Genomic DNA, 25,929 nt, shown 5'->3' on the forward strand with positions numbered 1-25,929 from the left:
AGGGCTTTGAGATGAAAATAGTAGTTTGCTTAAAACAAGTGCCAGATACAACAGCTGTTAAAATAGATCCAAAAACAGGAACTCTTATAAGAGATGGAGTTCCATCAATAATAAACCCAGAGGATAAACATGCTTTAGAAGCTGCATTACAATTAAAAGATAATAATGGAGCAGAAGTAACTGTATTAAGTATGGGACCACCTCAAGCTAAATCAGCTTTAAGAGAAGCCTTATGTATGGGAGCTGATAAAGCAATTCTTATAACTGATAGAGCATTTGCAGGTGCAGATACATTAGCTACTTCAAAGGCTTTAGCTGGAGCATTAAAGAAATTAGAATATGACATAATATTTGCAGGAAGACAAGCTATAGATGGAGATACTGCACAAGTTGGTCCAGAAATAGCTGAACATTTAAATATTCCTCAAGTAACTTATGTTCAAGGCGTTAAAGTTGAAGAAGATGGATTATTAGTAAATAGAGCTTTAGAAGATGGATATGAATTAATAAAAGTTGAGGCTCCAGTACTTTTAACTGCTATAAAAGAGTTAAATGAGCCAAGATACATGAATGTTAAAAATATATTTGAAACATCTGATGATGAAATCTTAGTATGGTCAGCTGATGACATAGATGTAGATAAAGCTGAATTAGGATTAAAAGGATCTCCAACAAAAGTTAAGAGATCAATGACTAAAGAAGCTAAAGGTGCAGGAGAAATAGTTAAGGAATCACCTAAAGATTCAGTTACTTATGTACTAGGCAAATTAAAAGAAAAACACTACATCTAAGGATTATGGGAGGTATTTAAGATGAATAAAGCAGATTTCAATGGCGTTTGGGTTTTTGCAGAGCAAAGAGAAGGTCAATTACAAAAAGTTTCATTAGAATTATTAGGTGAAGGTAGAAAAATCGCTGATAAATTAGGATCAAAATTAACAGCGTTATTAATAGGAAATAAAGTTCAAAATTTAGTTGAAGACTTATCAAGACATGGTGCTGATGAAGTACTAGTTGTTGATGCTCCAGAATTAGAACATTACACAACTGATGGATATACAAAAGCTATATGTGAATTAGCTAATGCTAAAAAACCAAATATAATTTTCATAGGAGCAACATTCATAGGAAGAGACTTAGGTCCAAGAGTTGCTGCAAGATTAGAAACTGGTTTAACTGCTGATTGTACATCTTTAGATGTTGATGTTGAAAGTGGAGATTTATTAGCAACAAGACCAGCATTTGGTGGTAACTTAATGGCTACAATCGTATGTCCAGATCACAGACCACAAATGGCTACAGTAAGACCTGGAGTTTTTGAAAAACTTCCACTAGGAGAAAATGATGCAACTGTAGAAAATGTTGAAGTAAAATTCAACTCTAATGATATAAGAACAAAAATTGTTGAAATAATTAAAGAACACAAAGATATCGTTGATATATCAGAAGCTAATGTATTAGTTGCAGGTGGTAGAGGTATTGGTTCAGAAGAAAACTTCAAAATGCTTAAAGAATTAGCAGAAGTTATGAATGGATCAATAGCAGCTTCAAGAGCAGCAGTAGAAAAAGGATGGGTAGATAAAGATTACCAAGTTGGACAAACAGGAAAAACTGTTAGACCAAATATATATGTAGCTTGTGGTATATCAGGAGCTATTCAACATGCCGCTGGTATGCAAGATTCAGATATGATAATAGCTATAAATAAAGATGCTAATGCTCCAATAATGAAGATTGCTGACTATGCAATAGTTGGGGATGTAAATAAAGTTGTTCCAGAATTCATAGCTCAATTAAAAGCTATGAAGGAAGAAGTTTAATTAATAAATAATATAACAAGGGTAAACTTATAAAATTTTTCAATTAATGGTGTAGGGCTTTTCTGTTAAGTCAGAAAAGTCCAATTAAAGAGAGTATTTAGGAGGAACTTAATATGGAAAAGATTTTTGTAATTGGTGCAGGTACAATGGGTGCTGGAATAGTTCAAGCATTTGCACAAAAAGGATATGAAGTTATCGTTAGAGATATCAAAGACGAGTTTGTTGATAGAGGAATAGCTGGAATCAACAAAGGTCTTACTAAATTAGTTTCTAAAGGAAAAATAACTGAAGAAGATAAAGAAGCAGTATTATCAAAAATCACTGGAACTACTGATTTAGGATTAGCTGCTGACTGTGATTTAGTTATAGAAGCTGCAGTTGAAAATATGGAAATTAAAAAACAAATTTTCGCTGAATTAGATAAAATCTGTAAAGAAGAAACTATATTAGCTTCAAATACATCTTCATTATCAATAACAGAAGTAGCATCAGCTACAAACAGACCTGATAGAGTTATAGGAATGCATTTCTTTAACCCTGCAACAATAATGAAACTTGTTGAAGTAATAAGAGGTATGGCTACTTCACAAGAAACTTTTGACAAAGTAAAAGCTATGTCAGAAGCTATAGGAAAGACTCCAGTAGAAGTTGCTGAAGCACCAGGATTTGTAGTTAATAGAATACTTATCCCTATGATAAACGAAGCTATTGGAATATATGCAGAAGGAATAGCTTCAGTTGAAGATATAGATACTTCAATGAAATTAGGAGCTAATCATCCAATGGGACCTTTAGCTTTAGGAGATTTAATAGGATTAGATGTTTGCTTAGCTATAATGGACGTATTATTTAAAGAAACTGGAGATAGTAAATACAGAGCTCACAGTCTTTTAAGAAAATATGTTAGAGCAGGATGGTTAGGTAGAAAAACTGGTAGAGGATTCTACAACTACAACGCATAATATTGAAAGTTTATAAGGTATAAATTTTCTATAGTATAAATCTGATATTATTAAATATTTTAAGATATATATTATAGGAAGAGATTGAAGTAAAGCAAGAGATTGATATTTTATCAATCTCTTTTTCTTTTATAAAAAGCTTTTTATTTAAATTATTTTATCAGGTTGATTTAATTTAGAAAGTTCATTATAATTAAAAGAATGAAAATTGGTGTTAATTAATAATTTTTATCATTAAAAGGAGGTAGTATGTTAAAAAGCTTTATACGTTATTATAAACCATATAAGAAATTATTTATTTTAGATTTATTAGCGGCATTTTTAGTTTCAGCTTGTGACTTATTTTATCCTATGATTACAAGAAATATAATTAATGATGTTATTCCAAATAAACAGATAAAATTATTGTTTGTTTTCGCAATTGTACTTACTCTAATATTCTTAATTAAGGCAGGCTTAAACTATTTTATGCAATATTGGGGACATGTAGTTGGGGTTAGAATGCAGGCTGATATGAGAAGAGACTTATTTGATAAGTTACAGGATATGCCTAATAGGTATTTTGACAATAATAAAACTGGAGTTATTATGTCTAGAATAATAAATGACCTTCTAGATATATCAGAATTAGCTCACCATGGTCCAGAGGATTTATTTATATCCTTAGTTATGTTAGTGGGATCCTTTATAATTTTATGTACAATAAATGTACCTTTAACAATTATTACTTTTGCTATAATACCTTTTTTACTTTTTTATACTATTCATAAGAGAAATAAAATGAAAAAAGCATTTAAAGAGACAAGAGTTAAAACTGGTGAAGTAAATGCTACTATAGAAAATAGTATTTCAGGAGTTAGAGTAACTAAATCTTTTGGTAATAAGTCTTATGAAATGGAAAAGTTTGATAAGAGCAATGGAATCTTTAAGAAAGCTAGAGAACATGCTTATAAGGCAATGGCTGAATATTTTTCAGGGATGTTCTTCCTTGTAGATATGCTTGAACTTATAGTTTTAATAGCAGCTGGATATTTTACTTACTTAGGAAAAATAAATGTAGGAGATTTTGCAGCATACTTACTATATATAAAGATGTTCCTACAGCCTATTAGAAAGCTTATAAATTTCAATGAAATGTTCCAAAATGGAATGTCTGGTTTTGAAAGATATGAAGAGATAATGAATGAGGAAAATGAAAAAGAAATTCCTAATGCAAAGGATCTTAAAGATGTAAAAGGAAAGATTACAATAAAAGATGTTACTTTTAGATATGATAATAAAGAAAGTATTTTAGAGAAGTTCAATTTAGATATTGAAGCAGGTAAAATGGTTGCTTTAGTTGGACCATCAGGTGGAGGAAAGACAACAATATGTAATCTTATACCTAGATTTTATGACTATGAAAGTGGTCAAATTTTTATTGATGATGTGGATATAAGTACTGTTACTTTAAAGTCCTTAAGAGAAAATATAGGTATAGTTCAACAAGATGTATTTTTATTTACAGGAACTATAAAAGAAAATATAATGTATGGAAATCCTAATGCTACAGATGAGGAAGTTATAGAAGCCGCTAAGAATGCATGTCTACATGATTTTATTATGGGCTTAGAAGATGGATATGATACATTTATAGGTGAAAGAGGGGTTAAGCTTTCTGGAGGACAAAAGCAAAGAATTTCAATAGCTAGAGTATTCTTAAAGAACCCAGCAATATTAATATTAGATGAAGCTACATCTGCTTTAGACAATGTTACAGAATATGAAATACAAAAAGCTTTAGAAGAATTAAGTAAAGATAGAACAACCCTTGTAGTTGCTCATAGACTTTCAACTGTTAAAAATTCTGATGAGATAGTGGTATTAACAGATAAAGGAATAGAAGAAAGAGGAACACATGAAGAGCTTATGAAGCTTGGTGGCGTTTATAGCAATCTTCATAACTTATAATTTAGTTTAATTAAAACTGTATTAAGAGTAATTTTATTTACTTTTAGTGCAGTTTTTATTTTTATATAGGAATACTTTACATAATCTTTGAATATAAATATAATAGGAGAATTATATTTTATATTTTGCAAGGGTGAATTTATGAATAGTAAAAACATTTTTAATACAATATATTACATAGTTATTTTTATGTTAGTTATAATATTAGTAAATAATTTTATGAGTAAGTCAGATTCAATATTTAAAGCTGTTGGATTTAGAACATATTCAATATTAAGTGGAAGTATGGAACCAGAGATTAATACTGGAGATTTGGCTATTGTTAAGAGCGTTGATGCTGAGGATGTTAAAGTTGGAGAGATAATAACGTTTAAATATGAGGGGAAAGTAGTTACCCATAGAGTTGTTGAAAAAAATGAAGAGGGATTTATAACAAAGGGTGATAATAATAATGCTAATGATACTGAAATAGTTAGAAGAGAAGACTTAATAGGAAAAGTTTTATTTCATATGCCTTTCTTAGGGTATGTTACAGTATTTTTATCAAAGCCTATAGTAATATCAGGACTTATGGTCCTAATTGCAATAAGCATACTTTGGGATACTTTTAAAGTTGATAAGAAAAAAACAATAAAGGCTTAGCTTAATAACATGGAGGGTGATTCGAAAGAACACCTATCCGTGTTTTTCTTTTTATATTATATAAAAAGACTATTTATTAATAACTTTTATTAGTATAATATTATTAGTATAAGGTTTTAAAATTATCGCTTAAAATATTGATGTTTTAAGTTTAAATCTTATTTATATGTATTTTTAAAAATAAAGTTTTTATTTATAATAACTAGAAGATAGAAGTTTATAGTAATAAAACTTTATTTTGGAGGGATAATATGTTAGTTGAAAAAGCAAGAGAAAAGTGGGATAAGAAACATGATTTAAATTGTGCAGAATGCATAATGTATGCTGCAAATGAAGAATATAATTTAAATTTATCAAAGGAAACTTTAAAAGTAATGTCTTCTTTTGGTGGAGGATTAGCAATAGGAAATGTATGTGGAGCGGCAACTGGGGCAGCAGGTGTTCTAGGACTTATATTTACAGAGGATAGAGGACATCAAAGTCCACAAACTAGAGCATTAACACAGGAATTTATGGAAAAGTTTTATGATAAATTGGGATACTATAATTGTACTGACTTAAAAGCTAAGTACAAAAAAGATGATGACAGAAGATGCATAGTTATGATAGAGACTGCAGCTGAGGTTTTAGATGAAATCGTAAGAAGAGAAAGATAGGTGAAAAGAATGGATTTTAAAAGTGTAGAATATGGAGAGAACAAAGTAATATTAAAAGATGCAAAAAACTTTAATATAAAACAAGTTTTTGAATGTGGTCAATGTTTTAGATGGGAAAGAACAGAAAGTGGTTCATACATAGGAGTTGCCTTTGGGAAAGTTATAGAGTTAGCTCAAGAAGGCGATGATGTAATAATATACAATACTAACAAAGAAGATTTTGAAAATATTTGGGTTGATTATTTTGATTTAGAAAGAGATTATTCAAAAGTAAAAGAAGCTTTATCTTGGGATGAAACATTAAAGAGTGCTGTTGAATTTGGATATGGAATAAGAATATTAAATCAAGATCCTTTTGAACTTGTTATTTCATTTATAATATCAGCAAGAAATAGTATTCCTGTAATTTCAAAGACCATAAAGAAAATAAGTGAAAGATGGGGAGAACCAATAGAGTATAAGGGAAATACTTATTATTCATTCCCAACTCCAGAAAGCCTATCTAAGGCTTCAATAGATGATATAAGAGAGACAGGAGCTTCATTTAGAAGTAAATATATATGGAATACAACTAAAAACATATATAACTGTGAGTTAGCTAAAAAGGGAATACTAGAGGCTCCAGAAGAAGAGATAGTTGAAATATTAGAAAAATATGATTTAGAAAAGATAACTAATATGGATGCTGATGGATGTCATAAAGGACTTCAAGAATTTATGGGAGTAGGAGCAAAGGTAGCAGACTGTATAATGCTATTTTCTATGAAAAAAAGTTCTGCATTCCCAGTAGATGTTTGGGTTAAAAGAGCAATGATGCATTTTTATGGAGCTGATGATGCTTCATTAAATAAAATAAGAATTTTTGCAAGAGAGAGATTTGGAGAATATTCTGGATTTGCTCAACAATATCTATTCTATTATGCTAGAGAAAATGGAATAAAGATCTAAGAAAAAACTTACAAACATATTTAGAGAATTACTAGATTAAGCTAAGAATTTAAATTCTAAAGCTTATTTTAGATATTTTCTTTATATTGTTTGTAAGTTTTATTTTGATGCAGTACATTATTGTTAATAACGGCCTTTTTTACGAATAGCTTTTGATTTTTTTATAGTAACATTAGCATCGCCAGGTTGCTTTTTTATGAATTTTAAGTAACGCTTGATTTTTTCATCATCTTTAAGTCTTGGAAGAGAATTAAGTCTAACAGCCAATTCATAGTTACTATATAAAGCATGTACTTGTTTATGACAAGGTACACAAAGCCAAGTTGTTTCATCAAATCTTCCACCTTTTTCGCGAGGAATTAGGTGATGTTCTGTGATTTTAGGAACTTTTCTTTCGCAAAGAGCACATATATGAGTTTCTTTATTCATATTAATCACACCTTAAATAATTAGAATACTTATAAATATTATAATATATGTATTTAAAATTAAAAAAGCCGTTACTTTAATAGTTTGAAAATTTAAGAAGATTTATTCTAAATTTTTAAATTAACCTATTGTATATTAAATATTATTTTTATTTTAAATGTTTATGTTTTTTGAGGTTATAAAATATTTTAGATATTATTGAAAATATCATTACTAGAAATAAAATAAAAATTGCTAAAAATAAAAAATAAGATTCAGGCAAAACATTTATTATTGGATCTTTCTTAGGATCAAATATCCAGTAATCATTATTGAAAAATATTTTATGAAATATAGTAAAGACTTTTGAGAAGTTTAAGTAAAAACTTAAAATTAAACTAAGAAATATAAATAAAACTTCATAGAAGAAAATATTGAAAGCTTTTAATGATATTTTTAGTTTGAATTTTTTTGAAAGTATAAATAAAATTATTCCTAAAATTAAGCAAGCTAATCCTATTAAATATATTGAAGAAAAAATTTCTTTAACTTCTAGAAAGTGAAATTCTCCTATAGGGCTTATTTTAAAGTTTTTAAACTTAAGAACTTCTTCTGATGGAGAATTTAAATAATGAATTATATTATTATAGTCATTTAAAATTTCTTCACTGCCAATGTTGTTATAGTTAGGGATTCTATTAAGCTTAATAAATAGAGAATAGATTATGGGAGAAATATTTAATGTTACAATAACAGAAAATACTAATGAACTTATTAGTAAGTAAAATGAGAATAATATATCTTTTAAAATCTTAATCATTATTTACTCCTTAAAATAATTATTTTTATTTATTTTAGACTTTTTTATTAAATATTAAACAAAAATACATATTTTAAGAAAAATTTTAGTATTAATTTATAGTATGTAGTGTATTAAGATATAATAATATGGAAATAAGTAATAAATAGAGATGTATATTAAAAAAAGCAAATTAAAGAAATTTCAAAAGAATAGCAGAAAACTTAAGATAAATTATCTTAAACATAGAAAATAATAATAATATATTCTAAATAAATAAATTTAGTTATTGAATTTACAACTGGTAAATTATATGATAATAGTAAGAATTAGCACTCTATATTAGTGAGTGCTAAATAAAAAATAATTAGCATTTTTAAGGAGGGTTTTTTAATGAGTATTAAACCACTTGGAGACAGGGTTGTTATTAAAAGATTAGAAGCAGAAGAAACTACTAAAAGCGGTATAATAGTTACTGGAACTGCTAAGGAAAGACCACAAGAAGCAGAGGTTATTGCTGTGGGTCCAGGAGCAATAGTTGATGGAAAAAGAACTGAGATGGAAGTTAAAATAGGAGATAAAGTATTATATTCTAAATATGCAGGAACAGAAGTTAAGTTCGAGGGGGAAGAATATACTATCTTAAGACAAGACGATATACTAGCAATAGTTGAATAGTTTTAAACTATAAGTGATTTAGATATTCATAATATATTTGGGAGGTAAATTAATATGGCTAAAACATTATTATTCGGTGAAGAAGCAAGAAGATCTATGCAAGCGGGTGTAGATAAATTAGCTAACACTGTTAAGGTTACATTAGGACCAAAAGGAAGAAATGTTATTTTAGATAAAAAATTTGGATCACCATTAATAACAAATGATGGGGTTACAATAGCAAGAGAAATTGAACTTGAAGATGCTTATGAAAATATGGGAGCTCAACTTGTAAAAGAAGTAGCTACAAAGACTAATGATGTGGCAGGAGATGGAACTACTACAGCTACCTTATTAGCGCAAGCTATTATAAGAGAAGGATTAAAAAATGTAACAGCAGGGGCAAATCCTATATTAATAAGAAATGGAATTAAAACTGCCGTTGAAAAAGCTGTAGAGGAAATACAAAAAATTTCTAAGCCTGTAAATGGAAAAGAAGATATAGCGAGAGTTGCTGCAATTTCAGCTGCTGATGAAAAAGTTGGTAAGTTAATTGCAGATGCTATGGAAAAGGTAGGAAATGAAGGCGTTATAACTGTAGAAGAATCTAAATCAATGGGAACAGAGTTAGACGTTGTTGAAGGTATGCAATTTGATAGAGGATATGTATCAGCTTATATGGTTACTGACACTGAAAAAATGGAAGCTGTTTTAGATAATCCATTAGTATTAATAACAGATAAGAAAATAAGTAATATCCAAGATTTATTACCATTACTTGAGCAAATAGTTCAAGCAGGTAAAAAACTTTTAATAATAGCTGATGATATAGAAGGCGAAGCTATGACAACATTAGTTGTTAATAAATTAAGAGGAACATTTACATGTGTTGGGGTTAAAGCACCTGGATTTGGTGATAGAAGAAAAGAAATGTTACAAGATATAGCTACTTTAACAGGTGGCGTTGTTATATCTGATGAAGTAGGCGGAGATTTAAAAGAAGCTACATTAGATATGCTTGGAGAAGCTGAAAGTGTTAAGGTAACTAAAGAAAGTACTACAATAGTTAATGGAAGAGGAAACTCAGAAGAGATTAAAAATAGAGTTAACCAAATAAAATTACAATTAGAAGCTACTACTTCTGAATTTGACAAAGAAAAATTACAAGAAAGATTAGCTAAATTAGCAGGTGGGGTTGCAGTAGTTAAGGTTGGAGCTGCTACTGAAACAGAGCTTAAGGAAAGTAAGCTAAGAATAGAGGATGCTTTAGCAGCTACAAAGGCAGCTGTTGAAGAAGGAATAGTTCCAGGTGGTGGAACAGCTTACGTAAATGTAATAAATGAAGTTGCAAAATTAACTTCTGATATTCAAGATGAACAAGTTGGTATAAATATAATTGTAAGATCTTTAGAAGAACCTATGAGACAAATAGCTCATAACGCAGGACTAGAAGGTTCAGTTATAATAGAAAAAGTTAAAAATAGTGATGTAGGTGTAGGATTTGATGCTTTAAGAGGAGAATATAAAGATATGATTAAAGCAGGAATAGTTGATCCAACTAAAGTTACAAGATCAGCTCTTCAAAATGCAGCATCAGTAGCATCAACATTCTTAACAACAGAGGCTGCTGTAGCAGATATTCCAGAAAAAGAAATGCCTCAAGGTGCAGGTATGGGAATGGACGGAATGTATTAATAAAAGAATAAAAAGGATGACTTAAATGTCATCCTTTTTTATTTAACTCTTATTGAAAATAATTACATAATATGATTAAAATGGTTTAAATGTCGAAAAAGTGATTGAAAAGTTTATGAAAACAGTTTATTTAGAAATTAATTGTAATTAAAAGTATTAATTTTAAGGTTTTAATTGGTATAAAAAATATATATTAAAAAAAATAAAAAATATTGTATTATTTTGTAGACAACTGGGAAAAAATGTGTTATTATAAATACATAAGTTACAAATGATTTTTGAAAAACAAAAGAACTATAAATACTAAAGATAAAATAATGACTAGCAAATGAATTCATAGAACGAAAGATATTAAAGTTACATATGAGTTAAGTTTAAAAATAGTTTTTGCTATTAAAACAAAAGACATTAGAGAGATACGAAAGAATTTATAGAATACTTAAATAAGTTAGAATAAACAAAAGATTTAAAAAAACGAAAGAGTTAAGATAACATAAGAGATTAAATATACAAATGATATATTAAAAGAGATTCTTTAAAAGAATCTCTTTTTTTGTGCATATAAATGGTAAAAATGTCCATAATCCTAATATAAATCTAAAGTTAAATATTTTTTAACTTTAAAAAATATAAAGGGAGGACTATAAATGTCATTAATAAGAAGAAGTGTAATAAGTAGAAGAAATGAAGGGAAAAGAAATAAGAAAGGAGGATTCACATTAATAGAATTAACTGTTGTTTTAGCTATTATGGCTATAATTTTAACAGTTATAGCTCCAAATTTCTCATCTGTTAAAGATAGTGCTAAGACAAAAGTAGATCAACAAAATTGTGCTGCTATTGAAAGATCTGTGGAAATGTTATTGGCAGAAGATGCTATTTCAAGTAGTGTTACAAACATAAAAATAACTTCAAGTAATGGAAATGTACAAATTACAGGAATAAGTGATGATGCTAGTAAAGGTAAGTTACAAGATTTACTTGAAGATTTAGATAAGCCTCAAAGCGGAAACTCTTATGATGTAAATATAGAAAATGGAAGAAAAGTTACGGTGTCTATAATATAAATATACTTTAATTAAATTAATTTTTATAGGGGCTGTATAAAATATAATAATAAAACTTATTTTGCTACATGCCCTTATTTTTTAGGATTTCAAAAGATATAATTTAATCATTTATTAAGTATTATTTAAGAATAATATTAAATAATTAAAAAAAATAAATTATTCGTATAATGATTAAAAAAGCTCAATGAAAAATGTTTACAAAAAATTCTAAGATGTTTATAATAATTATGAAATATTAATAAATAATTCATTTTTAAATGATTTTGGAGGAAATGTGTCTATAATATTTTTTTTATTTGGATTAATAATTGGAAGTTTTTTAAATGTGTGTATTTTTAGAATTCCTGCGGGGGAGTCTATAGCATTTCCGCCTTCACACTGTGGTACATGCAAAAAACAATTAAAACCCATAGATTTGGTACCTGTTTTTAGTTATTTATTTTTAGGGGGAAAGTGTAGATATTGTAAAAGTAAAATATCTATAAGATATCCATTAATAGAATTGCTTACAGGTTTTTTATATTTTTGTGTATATAAATATTATGGTATATCTTTTTTGACAGTTAAGTACATAGTCTTAATTACATTTCTCATAGTAATTTCATTTATAGATTACGACACCCAAGATGTTTACGCGGTTACTACTTATCCAGCTATAATACTTGGGATTATTTTTGCCCTAATAGAAAAAATTTATTTTGGAGAAAATATTTTAAATTACTTTATAGGATTATTAATATCCTCTATAGTAATATTTTTAATTAGTAAATTGACTGGAGCTATGGGAAGTGGAGATATAGAGATACATGCTATAGCAGGAATTTTTTTAGGATGGAAATTAGCAATAATAAATATATTTTTATCATTTATTATTGGAGGAGTAATAGCTGTATTAGCTATTTTATTTAAACAAAAGAAAAAAGGTGATTATATAGCTTTTGGACCAGCTATAGGAATATCTACTATTGTTTTAATATTTTTTGGAAACATAATAATACCAATATATTTTGGGTTGTGAAAAATTTAATATACTAGTTTAGATTAAGTTTTATAGTTAAATTTTTCGCTTGAAAAGGAGGCATTTTCTTTGATTAGTTATCAGAAAAAGCGTTTAGGAGATATACTAATTGAATCAGGAAAGCTTACAGAGGATAGGCTTAAAGAAGCATTATTTATTCAGAAGCAAGTTGGAAAAAGGCTTGGAGAAATCTTAGTTGAACAAAATTTTGTTACTGAAGAGGATATAATAGAAGTTTTAGAAAAACAATTAAATATTGAAAGAGTAAATCTTGAAATTATAAGAATAGATAGAAGAGCTATAAAGATGATTTCAGAAAAGGTTTGTAGAAAACATTTAATATTTCCTTATGAAGTGGATGATAATACCATAAAAGTTGCAATGGCAGATCCACTAGATATAGTTGCAATAGATGATGTTGAGATTTCTACAGGTTTAAATGTGCGTCCGTATATAGCTGTAAAACAATCTATTCAAAGAGCTATAGATATATATTATTCAAACCAAAAAGTTTTATCAGTTGCAGAAGAATTATCAAAAGCTTCTGATGAAGAAAGTAATGAACTTAATTTAGATAAAATTGAGGAAATAGATAATTTGGATAATGCTCCTATTGTAAAAATGATAGAGTATGTTATTAAAAACGCAGTTGAAGAGAGAGCTAGTGATATACATATTGAAACTTATGAAAATATATTAAGAATTAGATATAGAATAGATGGTAAGTTACATACCATATCTACTTTGCCGGTAGATACCCTAGCTCCTTTAGTTACTCGTGTTAAAATTTTAGCAAACTTAGATATATCAGAGAAAAGGCTTCCTCAAGATGGAAGAATTCTTACTAAGGTTGGGGATAAGCAAATAGACTTAAGGGTATCTATTCTTCCTATGATAACAGGAGAAAAGATAGTTATAAGAATAATAAATAAGGAAAATTTCATAATTTCTAAGGAAGGACTTGGACTAAAGGATTATGAACTTACTTTGTTAGACAAAATAACAAAGCATTCTAATGGAATAATTCTTGTTACAGGGCCTACAGGAAGTGGTAAAACCACAACACTTTATACTATTTTAAATGAGCTAAACACAGAAAGTAAAAATATTATTACTGTAGAGGATCCTGTTGAGGTATCAATTGAAGGAATTAACCAAGTTAATGTTAATACTAAAGTTGGATTAACATTTGCTACAGGATTAAGATCTATATTAAGACAAGACCCTGATACCATAATGGTTGGGGAAATAAGAGATACTGAAACAGCTCAAATAGCAATAAGATCAGCTATTACAGGTCACTTAGTTTTATCAACTTTACATACTAGTGATGCTCCATCTAGTGTTTTAAGATTAGAAGATATGGGAGTTCAAAGATATTTGATTGCAAATGCTATTAAAGGAGTTATAGCTCAAAGACTTGTAAGAAGAATTTGTCCAAATTGTGGACAAACATATGAAGCTACACCATATGAAAAAGAAATATTAAATATAGATATAAATGAAGAGCTTATACTTCGTAGAGGAAAAGGGTGTGCTTATTGTAATAATACTGGCTATGTAGGTAGAATGGGTATTTATGAAATTATGGAAGTAACTAAGGAACATAGAGATGCTATTTTAGAAAATAAAAGTGCAGATATTCTTAAGGAAATTTCAATTAAGCATGGTATGAGAACTCTTGGACAATCATGTAGAAGGTTAGTCTTAGAGGGGAATACCACAGTTGAAGAAATGTTAAATATAACTTACGATATGTAATTTGGTGAAAGAAAAGGAGAGGAATTATGGCAAATTTTAAATATAAAGCTATTAATTCAGAAGGGCAAAGAATAGAAGGTTCTCAAAGTGCTGATTCTGAAAGCCAAGTTAGGGAAATGCTTTTATCAAATCAATATTATCCTCTAAGCATAGAAAAGGAAAATAGTAAAAGTAAAAGCAGTTTTTCTTTTAATCGTAAGGTGAAGCTTAAGGATATAGCAGTATTTTGTAGACAGTTTTATGTTATGTTAGATTCTGGATTATCTATAGGTAAAGCTTTAAATATATTAATAGAGCAAGGTGAGAAGCCAAAGATTAGGGAAGCTTTGATTGGAGTAAATGGAGATTTAAAAAGAGGTGAAACTCTAGCAAACTCCATGAGAAAAAGAAAGGATGTTTTTCCAAACTTACTTACTAGCATGATTGATGCTGGTGAGAGAAGTGGTAATTTAGATATAATCTTAAAAAGAATGGCTGAATACTACGAAAAAGAGACAAAGATAAGAGGAAAGATTAAAAGTGCTATGATTTATCCAATAGTTCTTGGAGTAGTAGCTATTATTGCTATTACATTTATTCTTACCTTTGTAATGCCAACCTTTGTACAAATGTTTGAAGAAAACAATGTAGATCTTCCAACATCAACTAAGATGGTTCTTGGGACAAGCAAAATGTTAGGGAAGTATGGAATTATAATTTTTTTAATTTTAGTAACAGCAATTATATTACTTGGCAAATATTTAAAGAGTGAAGAGGGTCAATATAAGTTAAGTGTAATAAACTTAAAAATTCCAGTGATAAAGAAATTAACTCAAAAAATAATAGTTTCTAGATTTACAAGAACAATGGGAATAGTATCATCAAGTGGAATGTCCTTAGTAACCTCTCTAGAAATAGTTGCCTCTGTAGTTGGAAATAAAATTGCAGAGAAGGAATTACTAAAAGTAAAAGAAAAGGTCTTAAAAGGCGAAGGATTAGGAGATTCAATAATGAATATAAAAATCTTTCCACCAATGCTTGCTTCCATGGTTAAGGTTGGAGAGGAAGCTGGTTCACTAGATAGCATATTAGATAAAACAGCAGACTTTTATGATGATGAACTAGAAAGAGAAATACAAACAGCAACAGCCTTAATAGAGCCAGCAATGATAGTTCTTATGGGAGTAATTATAGGATTCCTACTAATTTCAATATTAACACCTATGTTTAAAATGTATAACAGTATAGGTTAAAAGGAGAATTACTAAGAATTAAAAGTTTAGCTTTTAATATAAATTACATATTATTTTAAGGAGGAAAACCAATGAATACAAAAAAACAAAACAAAAAAAAGAAAGGGTTCACGCTAATTGAACTTATTATAGTAATAGCAATCATAGCAATATTAGCAGCAATAGCTATACCAAACTTCTTATCAATTCAAAGAAAATCTAAAGTTAAAGCAGATATAGCAAGTGCTAAAAACATTTATGATGTAACATCTGCTTTAGTTGCCGATAATAAAATAACTTCTGATTGTGCATATGTTTTAGATCCAAATGCAACAGAAAAAGATATCGTAGAAAAAGCTATGCAAACTATACCAACTTCTAAATCTATAAAAGGAGATTACTTTAAAGTTGTAGTAACTGGAATTACTAATGATTCTACTAAAGGTGTAGATGCTCAAGCACCAAAAATAAGTGTTTATTTAATTAAAAAAGGACAAGATAATGGTGATGCACCTAATATAACTGATCAAAATAATCAAAATTTAACAAAAGATGCAGTTTTAATTTATCCAGATGCAACTGGGGAATATAATATAAATGATTAATATTTAATTTCAATATAATTATGAAAAGTGTAAGGAAACTTTCCTTGCACTTTTCAACTATAAAGGCAAGGGAGGGAAAGTTTTGGCAATAGGAAATAATGAGAAAAAGAGCATATTGCAGATGGATGTTTCTGATATACTCAAGGCTCTTAAGAAGAAAAATTCTGGGAAAAAGAATGATAAAAAAGGTAGTAAGAAAAAAGCTAAGATTGTTATATGTAAAAAAGCTATTTCTATTGATGTTGGAAGTGAGAATACCAAGGTTGTGGTTGGTAGATATCATAGAAACAAGGTTACTATAGACAAAGCTTTTTCTTTTAAGACTCCTGAAGGAAGTATAGAGGATGGTCATATTAAGGATGTAGATAGTTTGGCTATAGCTATTAATGATGCTTTAGATTCTCATAATGTTAAGAATGATAATGTTATTTTTACTACAAATAGCACTTCTATTATAAATAGAACAATTATTATTCCAAAGGTTAATGAGGATGAAATAGAATCAGTTATTAAGTATGAAGTTCAGCAATATCTTCCTATAAACTTAGAGGATCATATGATTCAATATAATATTTTAGATGAAAAGGTTATTGATGGCAATGAAAAGCTAGAGGTCTTAATTGTGGTTTATCCAAATAAAATGGTTTATTCCTATGCAGAGCTTGTTAATAAAATTGGTGGAAAACCATATGCTTTAGATTTAAATTATAATTCTAAAAGAAAAGCTTATTATGTAATGAACCCTGAAATAAAGGAAACGGCTTTAAGTATTGATATGGGAGCTGAGAATATAGGCTTAACAATAATGAAAGACAATGAGTTAATACTGATAAAAACTACAAAATCTGGTGGAAATTATTTGAATAGTAAAGTATCAAAAGTATTAGAAATTTCATTAGAAAATGCAGAAATGCAAAAGAGAGAAAATTGTAATTTGATGAACAGAGAAGAAGGGCCTTTAGAGCATGTTGTTAGAGAGGTTGTAGATTCTTGGTTTGATGAAGCAAATAGAATAATTAAATATTATAAAAGTAAAAATACTCAAAATAATATAGACAAGATATATCTTTGTGGAGGAAGTTCAAACATAAAGGGGCTAGAAAGATATGTATCAACTAAACTAAATATGAAAGTAAAGATAGTTCAAGGAAATAGCAATATAGAATTTAAAAAAGGTGTAGAAGAAGTGAATATTTCAGAATACATAAATGCTATTGGAGCCTTAATAAGACTTTAGGTTGGTGATAAATAATGAGAGATTTTAACTTTTTCTCCCATATAGCTGAGGAAAGAAAAAGTGATTCAAAAAGAAAGTATATAGGATTTGGAATAATTGGAGCCTTAGCCTTTATATTTGTAGTTAATTTTTCAGTGAACATGTTAAAAGAGCATGTTTTAAATAAAAACATAAATTATTATCAAGGAGAAATAGATAAGCCAGATATGCAAGAAAAGTTAGGTTTAGCAATGAAGGTGGAAAAGGAGCATGATGATTTAGAAAAGTATTATACTAATGTGAAAGTTGCTACAGAACAAGTTTATGATAATAATTATGTAACTACTCAAAGGATTAAAATAATAAATAGTACTGTTCCTAAGGATTTAGTATTTACTCAAATAAGTATAGATAATAAAACTTTAACAATACAAGCATTATCAAAAACAAGAAGTGCTATAAGTGATCTTCAATATAACTTAAATAATTTAGGTTTTATAGAAAATACATATATAAGTGGAATTGGAGAAAGAAATGCACAGGGAGACTATTCATTCTCCATAAGTTGTACTTTAAAGGAGGTAGGAAATAATGAAAATTAATAAAAGAGAAAAAACTTTATTATTTGTCCTAGCTCTAGGGGTTGTTGGTTTTGGATATTATAAAGTGGTTTGGGATTATCAATATAACAAATTGAAAGACTTAAAATCAAAGGAACTAAAAGTAAAGGAAGAATATAACCATGATGTGAAAATGGTTAATTCCACAGAACCTAATAAAGAAGAAATAAATATTTTTAACTCAGAAATTCAAAATTTAACATCAGGCTTTTATTCAAACATATCACAGCCCAATATAATATTAGAATTAAATAATCTTATGAATGATGCAAATGTTAAAGGAACTATGAGTTTTTCTGAAATAAAAACTATGCCAGTTATGGAGAAGCAAGATGGAGATTCCTCTAGTAAAAGTGAGGATGATGAAAATCCAAATCAAATACAGGGAATAGTTAATGATTATAACAATATAACTAATAAGAAGAAAAATGAAGATAACAAAGATAAAAAGCAAGAAGAAATATATAACTTAAGTCAAATGACAGTTTCATTAAGTGTAAATGGTACTTATGATAATGTGATGAAATTTATGAAGTCTATTGAAGAGAATCCAAAGCACATAAATATACTTAATTTTAATTTAAGTGCACAAACTGATGGAAATGTATCAGCAAATATGAATATACAACTTGTTGCAATTCCAAAGATAGATGATTCAAAAGAAGAGTTTACAACAGCTGATGAGAAGTATGGTAAGGAAAATCCATTTTCAGGAGCAAGTGCAGTTGGAACAGGAACAATAGAAAATGAATTAGAAAATTCAAAGGTTAAGAATGATTTCTTAATGACTGTTAGACCTATAAACTCAGATTTGCCAACAATAGTTTTAGGTAAAGCAGATGATAAAGATAAAAAAACATATTTAAATAATGATGAAAACTCAGTAAGTAATATTGAAATGTACATTTCAGGTGATAATGGAAAGTACTATTACAAATACAAGGTTGAAGGAAAAAGTTATCCAACAAAATTTGAGGGTAATGGAGAAGAATTTAAACCAAATGGAAATGATATAAACTTTGAAATATTCTCAGAGAAAAGAGTAAACAAAGATGATAAATCTGGAGTTAACATAAAAATTGTAAATAGTTCAGATAAAGAAGTTAATTTAATAATAAATAAGGATGACGAAAAAAGTCCAAGAGTTAATGTAACCACAGATGGTAAGGTTAAAATCATTAAAAACTAATAGAAAAGGTGTGTGAAGCTATGGGTATCAAAAAAAGAAAAAGTAAAAAAGGGTTTACAGTAATAGAAGCTATAATTAGTTTGGTTTTGTTTACTTTAATAATGATACCCCTAGGTAGCTTTACTTTAACTGCAGTTAAAACATCAGTAAAAAGTGGTGAAAAGCAGCAAGCTATAGATATTGCTCAAAGTACCATAGAACAAATAAAAGCATTAAAAATTGATAAATTATATAATTTATCCACATATCCCGATAAAAATAAAATAGTATTGAATAATGGAATGATTATAACTTTAAATAAAGAAAATAATAGTCAAGATAACTTTGATTCTTATAAAGTTAGTGGTATTTTTAAACCTAATAATACAAATAAGAGTTTTGAGATTGAGGGTACTATAACTCCAAATTTAAATGATTATAATCATAATAAAAGCGAAGAAAATAAAGAGAGTGAAAAATTAGACTTTAATTATTGTGTTTATATTGGAAATACTAGTATAACTGTTTATAAAATAGTAAATAGGGTATGGTATAGATTAAAATATAAAAGAATTAACAATGAAAATAATGATTTACTTGAATTGAGTATAGATAAGAATATTAAAGGTGAAATTAAGATTAGATCAACACATGAAACTGATATAGATGTATCATCAAATACTGATAATGTAAAAACTAAAAAGGATTTGAATGAAGAAGATCTATTAGATAAAGATAAAGAGTCTAAAGTTAAAGTTCTTTTTTATGAAGATGAAAAAAATAAAGCTATAAAGTTGAAAGCTTCTAATAGTGATACAAATGGTGATTTAAGTGTATATGCTTATAAATACAAGGGGAGTGGTGTAAGGTATTATGATAATATTGAAAATACTACTCCTCAAGGCATAGTTAAAATTTATAAAAACTATGTTGAGAAATCACCTTATGACAATAAAGTTGGTTTATATGATATAGACTTAAATGTCAATTATGGCAATCAAGAGATATACAGTATAAAGGCTACAGAATTTATAGGAGAGTGATAATATGTTATACATGAAGAAGAAAAAAGGAGCTTCTCTTGCATATGTAATAGTAGTCTTGGCAATAATTGCAACAATAGGTACAGCTATAGTTTCACTTTCTTTAGCAAATTATAAAGCTATAATAGTTGATTCTAAAAAAACTCAAAATTTATATATGTCAGAATCAGGGTTAGATGAAGCTAAAGTGAAAATTAATAATTTGACTTCAAAGGCTGTAGAAGCGGGAAATGATGCGGTAACTAAAAGTAGTATTGAAAATTTAACTTCTGAAAATATAGAAAGTACTCAAAATGAGATTTTTAAAAAGGAATATAAAAAATACATACAGAATAATCTTAAAAGTTTATTTAAAATTAAAGATGGACATGTCTTGTTTAATACAAAAGGATTTAAATATGAAAAAGAAGATAATTATTATGATATAGAATTAGTTTCTATAAATAATAATAAATTAGAGTTAGTTAATAGAATAAACCAATTAGGTGATTTGGATAAAAACTTTATTTTTGAATTATCAGGAAATAAAAAAAGTGATAAGGAGATTCTAACTCTAAGATTAAATTCAAAATTTAATGTTAAAGATGGAAATGAAATTAAAAACTATAAGGATGTATCATTAACTTTTGAGATAGAAGTGCCAGATTATAATGGAGCATATTATACAGAAAAGATACCAGTATATAATATATGGCAACAAGGTTTAGTGGTAGGTGAAAATCTTAATATTAATCAAAATAGCAATTTAAATATAAATGGAAGTGCTTATGTTTCGGCAAATTATAGTTTTGAAGATAATAAGTCATATAAAAATTCAAGTCAAAACAAAAATGCAAGTGGAATAGTTATTTCTGGTGGTGATTTAAGTGTAGATAACGGAATTTTAGTTAGTAAGCAAGACATAATTCTTAATGGAGAGAATGGAGAACTTAAAGTTTTATCTTCATTAGGTGGAAATAATGGGGGAGTGTATACACATAATCTTGGTATATATTCTTTTGAAAATCTCAATTCTAATAAAGTTTTTGGTAATAGTGAAACTTTAGAGGGAAATAAGATTGACACTAAGGTTCCTGTTTATACTATGAATGATTTAATAATGAATGGATTAAACTCAACAATAAAACTTCAAGATGGTTTTTATGGAATAAACAGTAACTCTGGTGATAAAACTTTAACTGGAGAAAAACAAAATTCAAGTGCTATAATAATAAATTCAAAAGATTTAGGCAATGGATCAAGTTTAGATATCAAGAATAAAGCTGTAATAATGGGAAGTGCATATATAAATACTTTAGGTGAAAGTTACCAAACAGGGGAGTCTTTAGCTGTAAAGGGAAATTATATAGCTTATACATATGCGGTTAAAGGTAAAGATGTTGAGTTTAAATATTATAATCCGCTACAGTTAGTTGAGAGAATAAATGGAGATAGCAGTTTAGACGCTAAAGCTAAATACTTTAAGGAAGCTAGTAAGAGTTTTAATATAAAAAGTAATGGAATAAAATTACCTAGTTCTGATGATGTAATAAGTGTTGGGGTAACTGTAGATGGTAATAATGATATAAAAGGAAACAACTTAATTTTAGATGATATTAAAAAAATAAGAGAAGAGTATGTAGATAATTATTTTAGAAAAGTAAATGTAGTAAATACAGAAACAACAATTTCTAGAGAAAAGAAATATACAAATAAAATTACAAAGGATAATGATTTAATATATATTGATATAAATAATGGAGCTAATGTTCTAAAAAATATAGAGAATAGTCCGTTGAAAATAAAAGATAAATTAATAACAATAAATAAAAGTTGTAATGGGATTATTATAACAGATAAAGATATAAAAATAGATAGTAGTATAGATTTTAAGGGAACTATAATAACTACTGGGAATTTAGATGTTTTAAATAAGGATACGACTAAAAAACAAAATATAAGTATAACTTATGATGAAGAATATTTAAAACAATTAATAGGAAGTAATTATGAATATTTTAAAGGCGTATTTACTGGAAATCCAGATTCTACATATTTATTAGTGAAATCAGAAAAAGATATAAATGATATAACTTTAGATTTAGTTAAAACAAGTAATTGGGAAGTAAACTAACTATTAAGAGAAAGATGGTGATTAAATGAAAAATTTAAAATTAAGAAAAAGAGGTCTTTCTCTTATAGAATTAGTTGTAGCACTATCATTAATAGCAATCATATTAATGATAGTCAGCCCATTCTTTATTTCAAATTATGTAACTTTAGATAAGACAAGCAATCAAATAGATTTTCAAAGGGAAGCAAAGTCTATAATGAATTATTTTACTGAATCATCTATGGAAGCTTCAAAAATTTCAAGTATTAAAATTGATAATAGTAAAGATAGTATTGATCTAACTAGAAATAGTACAACCGTTGGTCTAGGAAAAGGAGATAATATATCAATAACATTTGATAATGATGAATTAGATAATAATATAAAAACTACTTTTAGGTTAGAAAATGAAGTTTTATATTATAAGAAAGATAATAAAAAAGAGTTTCAGATAGGACAATTTGTAAAAGATATAGAATTTAATGCATTACCTAGTGGAAAAAATTTTAATACAGCTAACTCAATAGAGGTAAAAATAGAATTTGATACTAAGTATGCTACTCCATATGAAGTTAGTAATATATTAACTTTTAGAAATAAAAAATAAAAGAGGGTTTGGAGGTGAAATAGTTGATTAAGTTAGTTGATAATAGAAGAAATAGTTTTATTTTTATATTAGCAATAGGGATAATAAGTTTAATAAGTTTAAATGTTTTAGCTTATTCAATCTCTAATACTAAAATAAGTACTGATAATACGGAATATAAAATAAATAACAATGAAGAGGTAAATGTTACTTATATGGTACAATTACAAGATTTATCTGCTAGATATTTTGGGGATAGTTTTTGGAATGGATATAATTATGTAGAAGATCTTAGAAATATAACACTAGATTTAAATATACCTAAGGGAATACGGGTAAAAGAAATAAAGTTGAGTCAAGAGGAAACTAATGAAAATATTAATATTGATGGAGTGAATATTAATTCAATTAAGCTCCCAAATGTAGAATATAAACTTTCAGGAAATTGGTGGGACAGATATTATAGTGCTAATCCTTTTAAAATTACTATAAAATATATTGGTAAGAATTTAAATAATGAAGCTATTAATGAATATATTGTAGATGGAAGTATAAAAATAAATGGAGCTACTTTAAAAAACTTACCGGAGGTAAAATTTACTGTTAATAATGGATTAAGTGTAAATATATCTGTAAGTGATTCAAGGGGTACTTTAGGAAAAACTTATAATACTGAAAATGATAAAAATAATAAAATTTATTACGAAGATTTAACTCAAGATAATACTTTAATAGGAAGAGGATTAGCTAACTTTAAAGTTTCAGGAATAGCAAAGGATAAAAATAGTGATTATTATTTAAAATACAGATTTATAAAAAGGGGACAAGATGACAATACTGAATGGAAAAGTATACTGTTAACTACAAATAGTATAAATGCAGATATAGATTATGATAATCCTAATAATTTAACATTTAGATCTTACGATGTTAACCATTTGCCTACATTAAGTGGTAATAGCCAATGGTCTGACCCTAATTTAGTATTTAAAAATCCATCAAGTAATATAAAATATTTACCTACAACTGTTGCTAGTAGTAAAAGTCAATATGGACATTTAACTAGTTATATTGATAGTGATGGGATAACACAATACAAATGGGTACCTAATATGACTTTTTATAATAATATGTATATTGGTGGAGAGTATAAAGAGGCAGCCAAATATTGGGGATACATAAAACCTAAAAAAACTGGGTGGTATATATTGGGTATACTATCTGATGATGGTGCTAAGGGAACTATTACAGCCGATGGAAAAGCATATGAATTTTCAAAGAATGGATTTTATCCTCATGGGGTACAGTATTTTTCAAATAGTAATGCAAATCCAATATATTTAAATGAAAATGAATACTATCCTATATCATTAGAATATTTTAACTGGGGAGGTGGAGGTGCCTTTAAAGTAGGGTATCAATATAGTAAATATAGGGAGTATGGATATGAACATAGAAAATTTATGGGAGAAGATGGATCTGCATTTACTTTCTATCCTTCAAAAAGTAAAGAACCAGGTGAAAATGCCGATGGAATATTTACTGGTGGAAAGGATGGAATACCATTTCCATCAGAAGAAGGTAGTTACTACATCGATTATAGAATAGTATCTATAGATAAGAATAATGATTCAAATCAAGAGGTGTTAAAGGAAGGTAAATATGGTTATTTTAATGTAGAGAATAGATTTATTACTAATATAAGTATAGAAAATGGAGAAAAATTAATCCAAGGGAAAAAATATGATTTAAAATATACATTAAAACCTAAGTCTATTGCGACTAAAGATATAAGTAATATTTCTAGTGACAAGTTACCAGATACTATAAGACTAACTGATATAAAAATAAATGGAATGTTACCTCCAGGAATTAAGTTCGTTTCAAAAAGCAATAGTAATTTAAATGAGAATTCAAATAGATATTATATCATAGAAAAGTCTGGTGATGAGACACCAAATGGTACTAATTTTACAATTAAATTTAGTAATGATTTGGTTTATACTTTAGATAAAAGTGATATGATGTATAAAGCTGAAATTATAGAAATTCCAGTTAAAATACAAATTGGTAGAATTGGAGAATTTATCTTTAATGGAAATGATAATAGAATTACCTATAAGTATTCGGGAAAGGATATGGCAACTATAACTCAATATTTTCCTACAATAAATATAAATGCTATAAGTAGTTCTAAAATAATTAAGATGGGAATTTTAGATTCAGCAGTTAAACCTAGTAATATTGGAAATGTTAATAGTATAAGTAATGTAGTAAATGGAATTCCAAGTAAAGTTGCATTAAGTGTAAAAATAAATTCATTAGGAACTATTATTAATGTTTCTTTAAATTCAAATTACTTAAGAACAGGAAATAGAGATATAACTGTAAGTAAATATAAGATAATAAATGGAAATGTTGACTTTGAAAAATCTGAAACTGCAGAATTTAGTTTAAACAATAATAATATATCCATAAAAGATAAAGATAAATTTAAATTAGAAGAAGGTACTGATTATTTAATTGTTATAAATATTACACCAGACATACCAAATAGGGAACAATTAAAAGTAGAGGGTTCTATTGAAGGTGCAAGTGATATGGATAAGCATTATGCAATTCTTCAGCCAACAGAAATGCCAGATGTATTTTAATCTAAAAGAAAAATAAGATCACATAACTTAATTTGTGGTCTTATTTTTGTATTTATTAATAAATTTTAGAGCATAATATATTTAATTAAGACTTAAAAATAAGATTAATATAGAAATGCTTTAGTATTATTTAATAAAAAGTGAATATTTATTTATAACTAGGAAGACAAAGGAAAAATTTCATTGAAAAGCTTTATTATTACAGATAATCTGTAAGATATATATAATAAAATTAAAAATGTATGTATTAATATGAAAAGTACCACTAATAAGTATATACTATATTATATAAAAATAAGTGAATTATTTCTTGCAAATTATATAAAATATGATTCTAAAAAATCAGAT

At 27.3% G+C, this 25,929-nt stretch carries 23 protein-coding genes; 21 read left to right on the forward strand and 2 right to left on the reverse strand.

Annotated elements, in window-relative coordinates:
• Positions 1–11 precede the first annotated feature (11 nt).
• The 7 genes from QP548_RS13365 to QP548_RS13395 all read left to right on the forward strand — a co-directional run bounded on the left by QP548_RS13365 (position 12) and on the right by QP548_RS13395 (position 6,978).
• The gene (locus tag QP548_RS13365; protein WP_003460115.1) at positions 12–791 is read left to right on the forward strand and encodes an electron transfer flavoprotein subunit beta/FixA family protein; all 780 of its coding nucleotides are present in this window, start codon (positions 12–14) and stop codon (positions 789–791) included.
• Between the two features lie 21 nt (positions 792–812).
• The gene (locus tag QP548_RS13370; protein WP_061429181.1) at positions 813–1,820 is read left to right on the forward strand and encodes an electron transfer flavoprotein subunit alpha/FixB family protein; all 1,008 of its coding nucleotides are present in this window, start codon (positions 813–815) and stop codon (positions 1,818–1,820) included.
• Positions 1,821–1,933: 113 nt separating this feature from the next.
• The gene (locus tag QP548_RS13375) at positions 1,934–2,782 is read left to right on the forward strand and encodes a 3-hydroxybutyryl-CoA dehydrogenase (protein ID WP_003454476.1); all 849 of its coding nucleotides are present in this window, start codon (positions 1,934–1,936) and stop codon (positions 2,780–2,782) included.
• A gap of 249 nt (positions 2,783–3,031) precedes the next feature.
• Positions 3,032–4,732, forward strand: coding sequence for an ABC transporter ATP-binding protein (locus QP548_RS13380; RefSeq protein ID WP_061429180.1), 1,701 nt, complete (start codon positions 3,032–3,034; stop codon positions 4,730–4,732).
• A gap of 141 nt (positions 4,733–4,873) precedes the next feature.
• Positions 4,874–5,374 (forward strand): signal peptidase I, encoded by a 501-nt coding sequence (locus QP548_RS13385; RefSeq protein WP_061429179.1) that lies wholly within the window; start codon positions 4,874–4,876, stop codon positions 5,372–5,374.
• Positions 5,375–5,625: 251 nt separating this feature from the next.
• Positions 5,626–6,030: a C-GCAxxG-C-C family protein gene (locus tag QP548_RS13390; RefSeq protein WP_061429178.1), complete on the forward strand. Its 405-nt coding sequence runs from the start codon at positions 5,626–5,628 to the stop codon at positions 6,028–6,030.
• Between the two features lie 9 nt (positions 6,031–6,039).
• Positions 6,040–6,978: a DNA-3-methyladenine glycosylase family protein gene (locus QP548_RS13395; RefSeq protein ID WP_061429463.1), complete on the forward strand. Its 939-nt coding sequence runs from the start codon at positions 6,040–6,042 to the stop codon at positions 6,976–6,978.
• Between the two features lie 123 nt (positions 6,979–7,101).
• Here QP548_RS13395 and QP548_RS13400 read toward each other — a convergent pair whose 3' ends face one another.
• Both QP548_RS13400 and QP548_RS13405 read right to left on the reverse strand, forming a co-directional pair.
• Complete coding sequence (locus QP548_RS13400; protein ID WP_003454503.1) at positions 7,102–7,407, reverse strand: HNH endonuclease; 306 nt, start codon at positions 7,405–7,407, stop codon at positions 7,102–7,104.
• 148 nt (positions 7,408–7,555) lie between these two features.
• Entirely contained in the window at positions 7,556–8,206 is a 651-nt protein-coding gene (locus QP548_RS13405; protein WP_061429177.1) for a TIGR01906 family membrane protein, read from the reverse strand.
• A 372-nt stretch (positions 8,207–8,578) separates the two neighbouring features.
• On the opposite strand from QP548_RS13405, the gene groES reads away from it, so the two are divergent.
• The 14 genes from groES to QP548_RS13475 all read left to right on the forward strand — a co-directional run bounded on the left by groES (position 8,579) and on the right by QP548_RS13475 (position 25,581).
• Positions 8,579–8,863 (forward strand): co-chaperone GroES, encoded by a 285-nt coding sequence (groES, locus tag QP548_RS13410; RefSeq protein ID WP_061429176.1) that lies wholly within the window; start codon positions 8,579–8,581, stop codon positions 8,861–8,863.
• A 54-nt stretch (positions 8,864–8,917) separates the two neighbouring features.
• Positions 8,918–10,537, forward strand: a complete 1,620-nt coding sequence (groL, locus tag QP548_RS13415; protein ID WP_075808028.1) for a chaperonin GroEL — start codon at positions 8,918–8,920, stop codon at positions 10,535–10,537.
• Between the two features lie 647 nt (positions 10,538–11,184).
• On the forward strand, positions 11,185–11,604 hold the full coding sequence (locus QP548_RS13420; RefSeq protein ID WP_061429174.1) for a type II secretion system protein: 420 nt from the start codon (positions 11,185–11,187) through the stop codon (positions 11,602–11,604).
• Between the two features lie 277 nt (positions 11,605–11,881).
• On the forward strand, positions 11,882–12,625 hold the full coding sequence (locus QP548_RS13425) for a prepilin peptidase (protein WP_061429173.1): 744 nt from the start codon (positions 11,882–11,884) through the stop codon (positions 12,623–12,625).
• Positions 12,626–12,694: 69 nt separating this feature from the next.
• Positions 12,695–14,386 (forward strand): GspE/PulE family protein, encoded by a 1,692-nt coding sequence (locus QP548_RS13430; RefSeq protein ID WP_061429172.1) that lies wholly within the window; start codon positions 12,695–12,697, stop codon positions 14,384–14,386.
• A gap of 26 nt (positions 14,387–14,412) precedes the next feature.
• Positions 14,413–15,618, forward strand: a complete 1,206-nt coding sequence (locus tag QP548_RS13435; protein WP_061429171.1) for a type II secretion system F family protein — start codon at positions 14,413–14,415, stop codon at positions 15,616–15,618.
• A gap of 71 nt (positions 15,619–15,689) precedes the next feature.
• On the forward strand, positions 15,690–16,202 hold the full coding sequence (locus QP548_RS13440; RefSeq protein WP_061429170.1) for a prepilin-type N-terminal cleavage/methylation domain-containing protein: 513 nt from the start codon (positions 15,690–15,692) through the stop codon (positions 16,200–16,202).
• Positions 16,203–16,284: 82 nt separating this feature from the next.
• Positions 16,285–17,439: a type IV pilus assembly protein PilM gene (gene pilM, locus QP548_RS13445; RefSeq protein ID WP_061429169.1), complete on the forward strand. Its 1,155-nt coding sequence runs from the start codon at positions 16,285–16,287 to the stop codon at positions 17,437–17,439.
• Between the two features lie 14 nt (positions 17,440–17,453).
• A complete protein-coding gene (locus QP548_RS13450) occupies positions 17,454–18,020 on the forward strand; it encodes a PilN domain-containing protein (RefSeq protein ID WP_061429168.1) in 567 nt (188 codons plus the stop codon).
• Positions 18,010–19,227, forward strand: a complete 1,218-nt coding sequence (locus tag QP548_RS13455; RefSeq protein ID WP_061429167.1) for a hypothetical protein — start codon at positions 18,010–18,012, stop codon at positions 19,225–19,227. The genes QP548_RS13450 and QP548_RS13455 overlap by 11 nt, the downstream gene beginning before the upstream one ends.
• A 20-nt stretch (positions 19,228–19,247) precedes the next feature.
• Complete coding sequence (locus QP548_RS13460) at positions 19,248–20,249, forward strand: type IV pilus modification PilV family protein (protein ID WP_061429166.1); 1,002 nt, start codon at positions 19,248–19,250, stop codon at positions 20,247–20,249.
• Between the two features lie 4 nt (positions 20,250–20,253).
• Positions 20,254–22,362 carry a type II secretion system protein gene (locus tag QP548_RS13465; RefSeq protein ID WP_061429165.1) on the forward strand — a complete coding sequence of 703 codons (2,109 nt, stop codon included), beginning with the start codon at positions 20,254–20,256 and terminating at the stop codon, positions 22,360–22,362.
• Positions 22,363–22,387: 25 nt separating this feature from the next.
• On the forward strand, positions 22,388–22,948 hold the full coding sequence (locus QP548_RS13470; protein WP_061429164.1) for a PilW family protein: 561 nt from the start codon (positions 22,388–22,390) through the stop codon (positions 22,946–22,948).
• A 23-nt stretch (positions 22,949–22,971) separates the two neighbouring features.
• Entirely contained in the window at positions 22,972–25,581 is a 2,610-nt protein-coding gene (locus QP548_RS13475) for a PA14 domain-containing protein (protein ID WP_061429163.1), read from the forward strand.
• The last annotated feature ends 348 nt before the right edge of the window (positions 25,582–25,929 follow it).

This window comes from Clostridium sp. UMB9555A (assembly GCF_030222355.1).
Lineage (GTDB): Bacteria > Bacillota > Clostridia > Clostridiales > Clostridiaceae > Sarcina > Sarcina perfringens.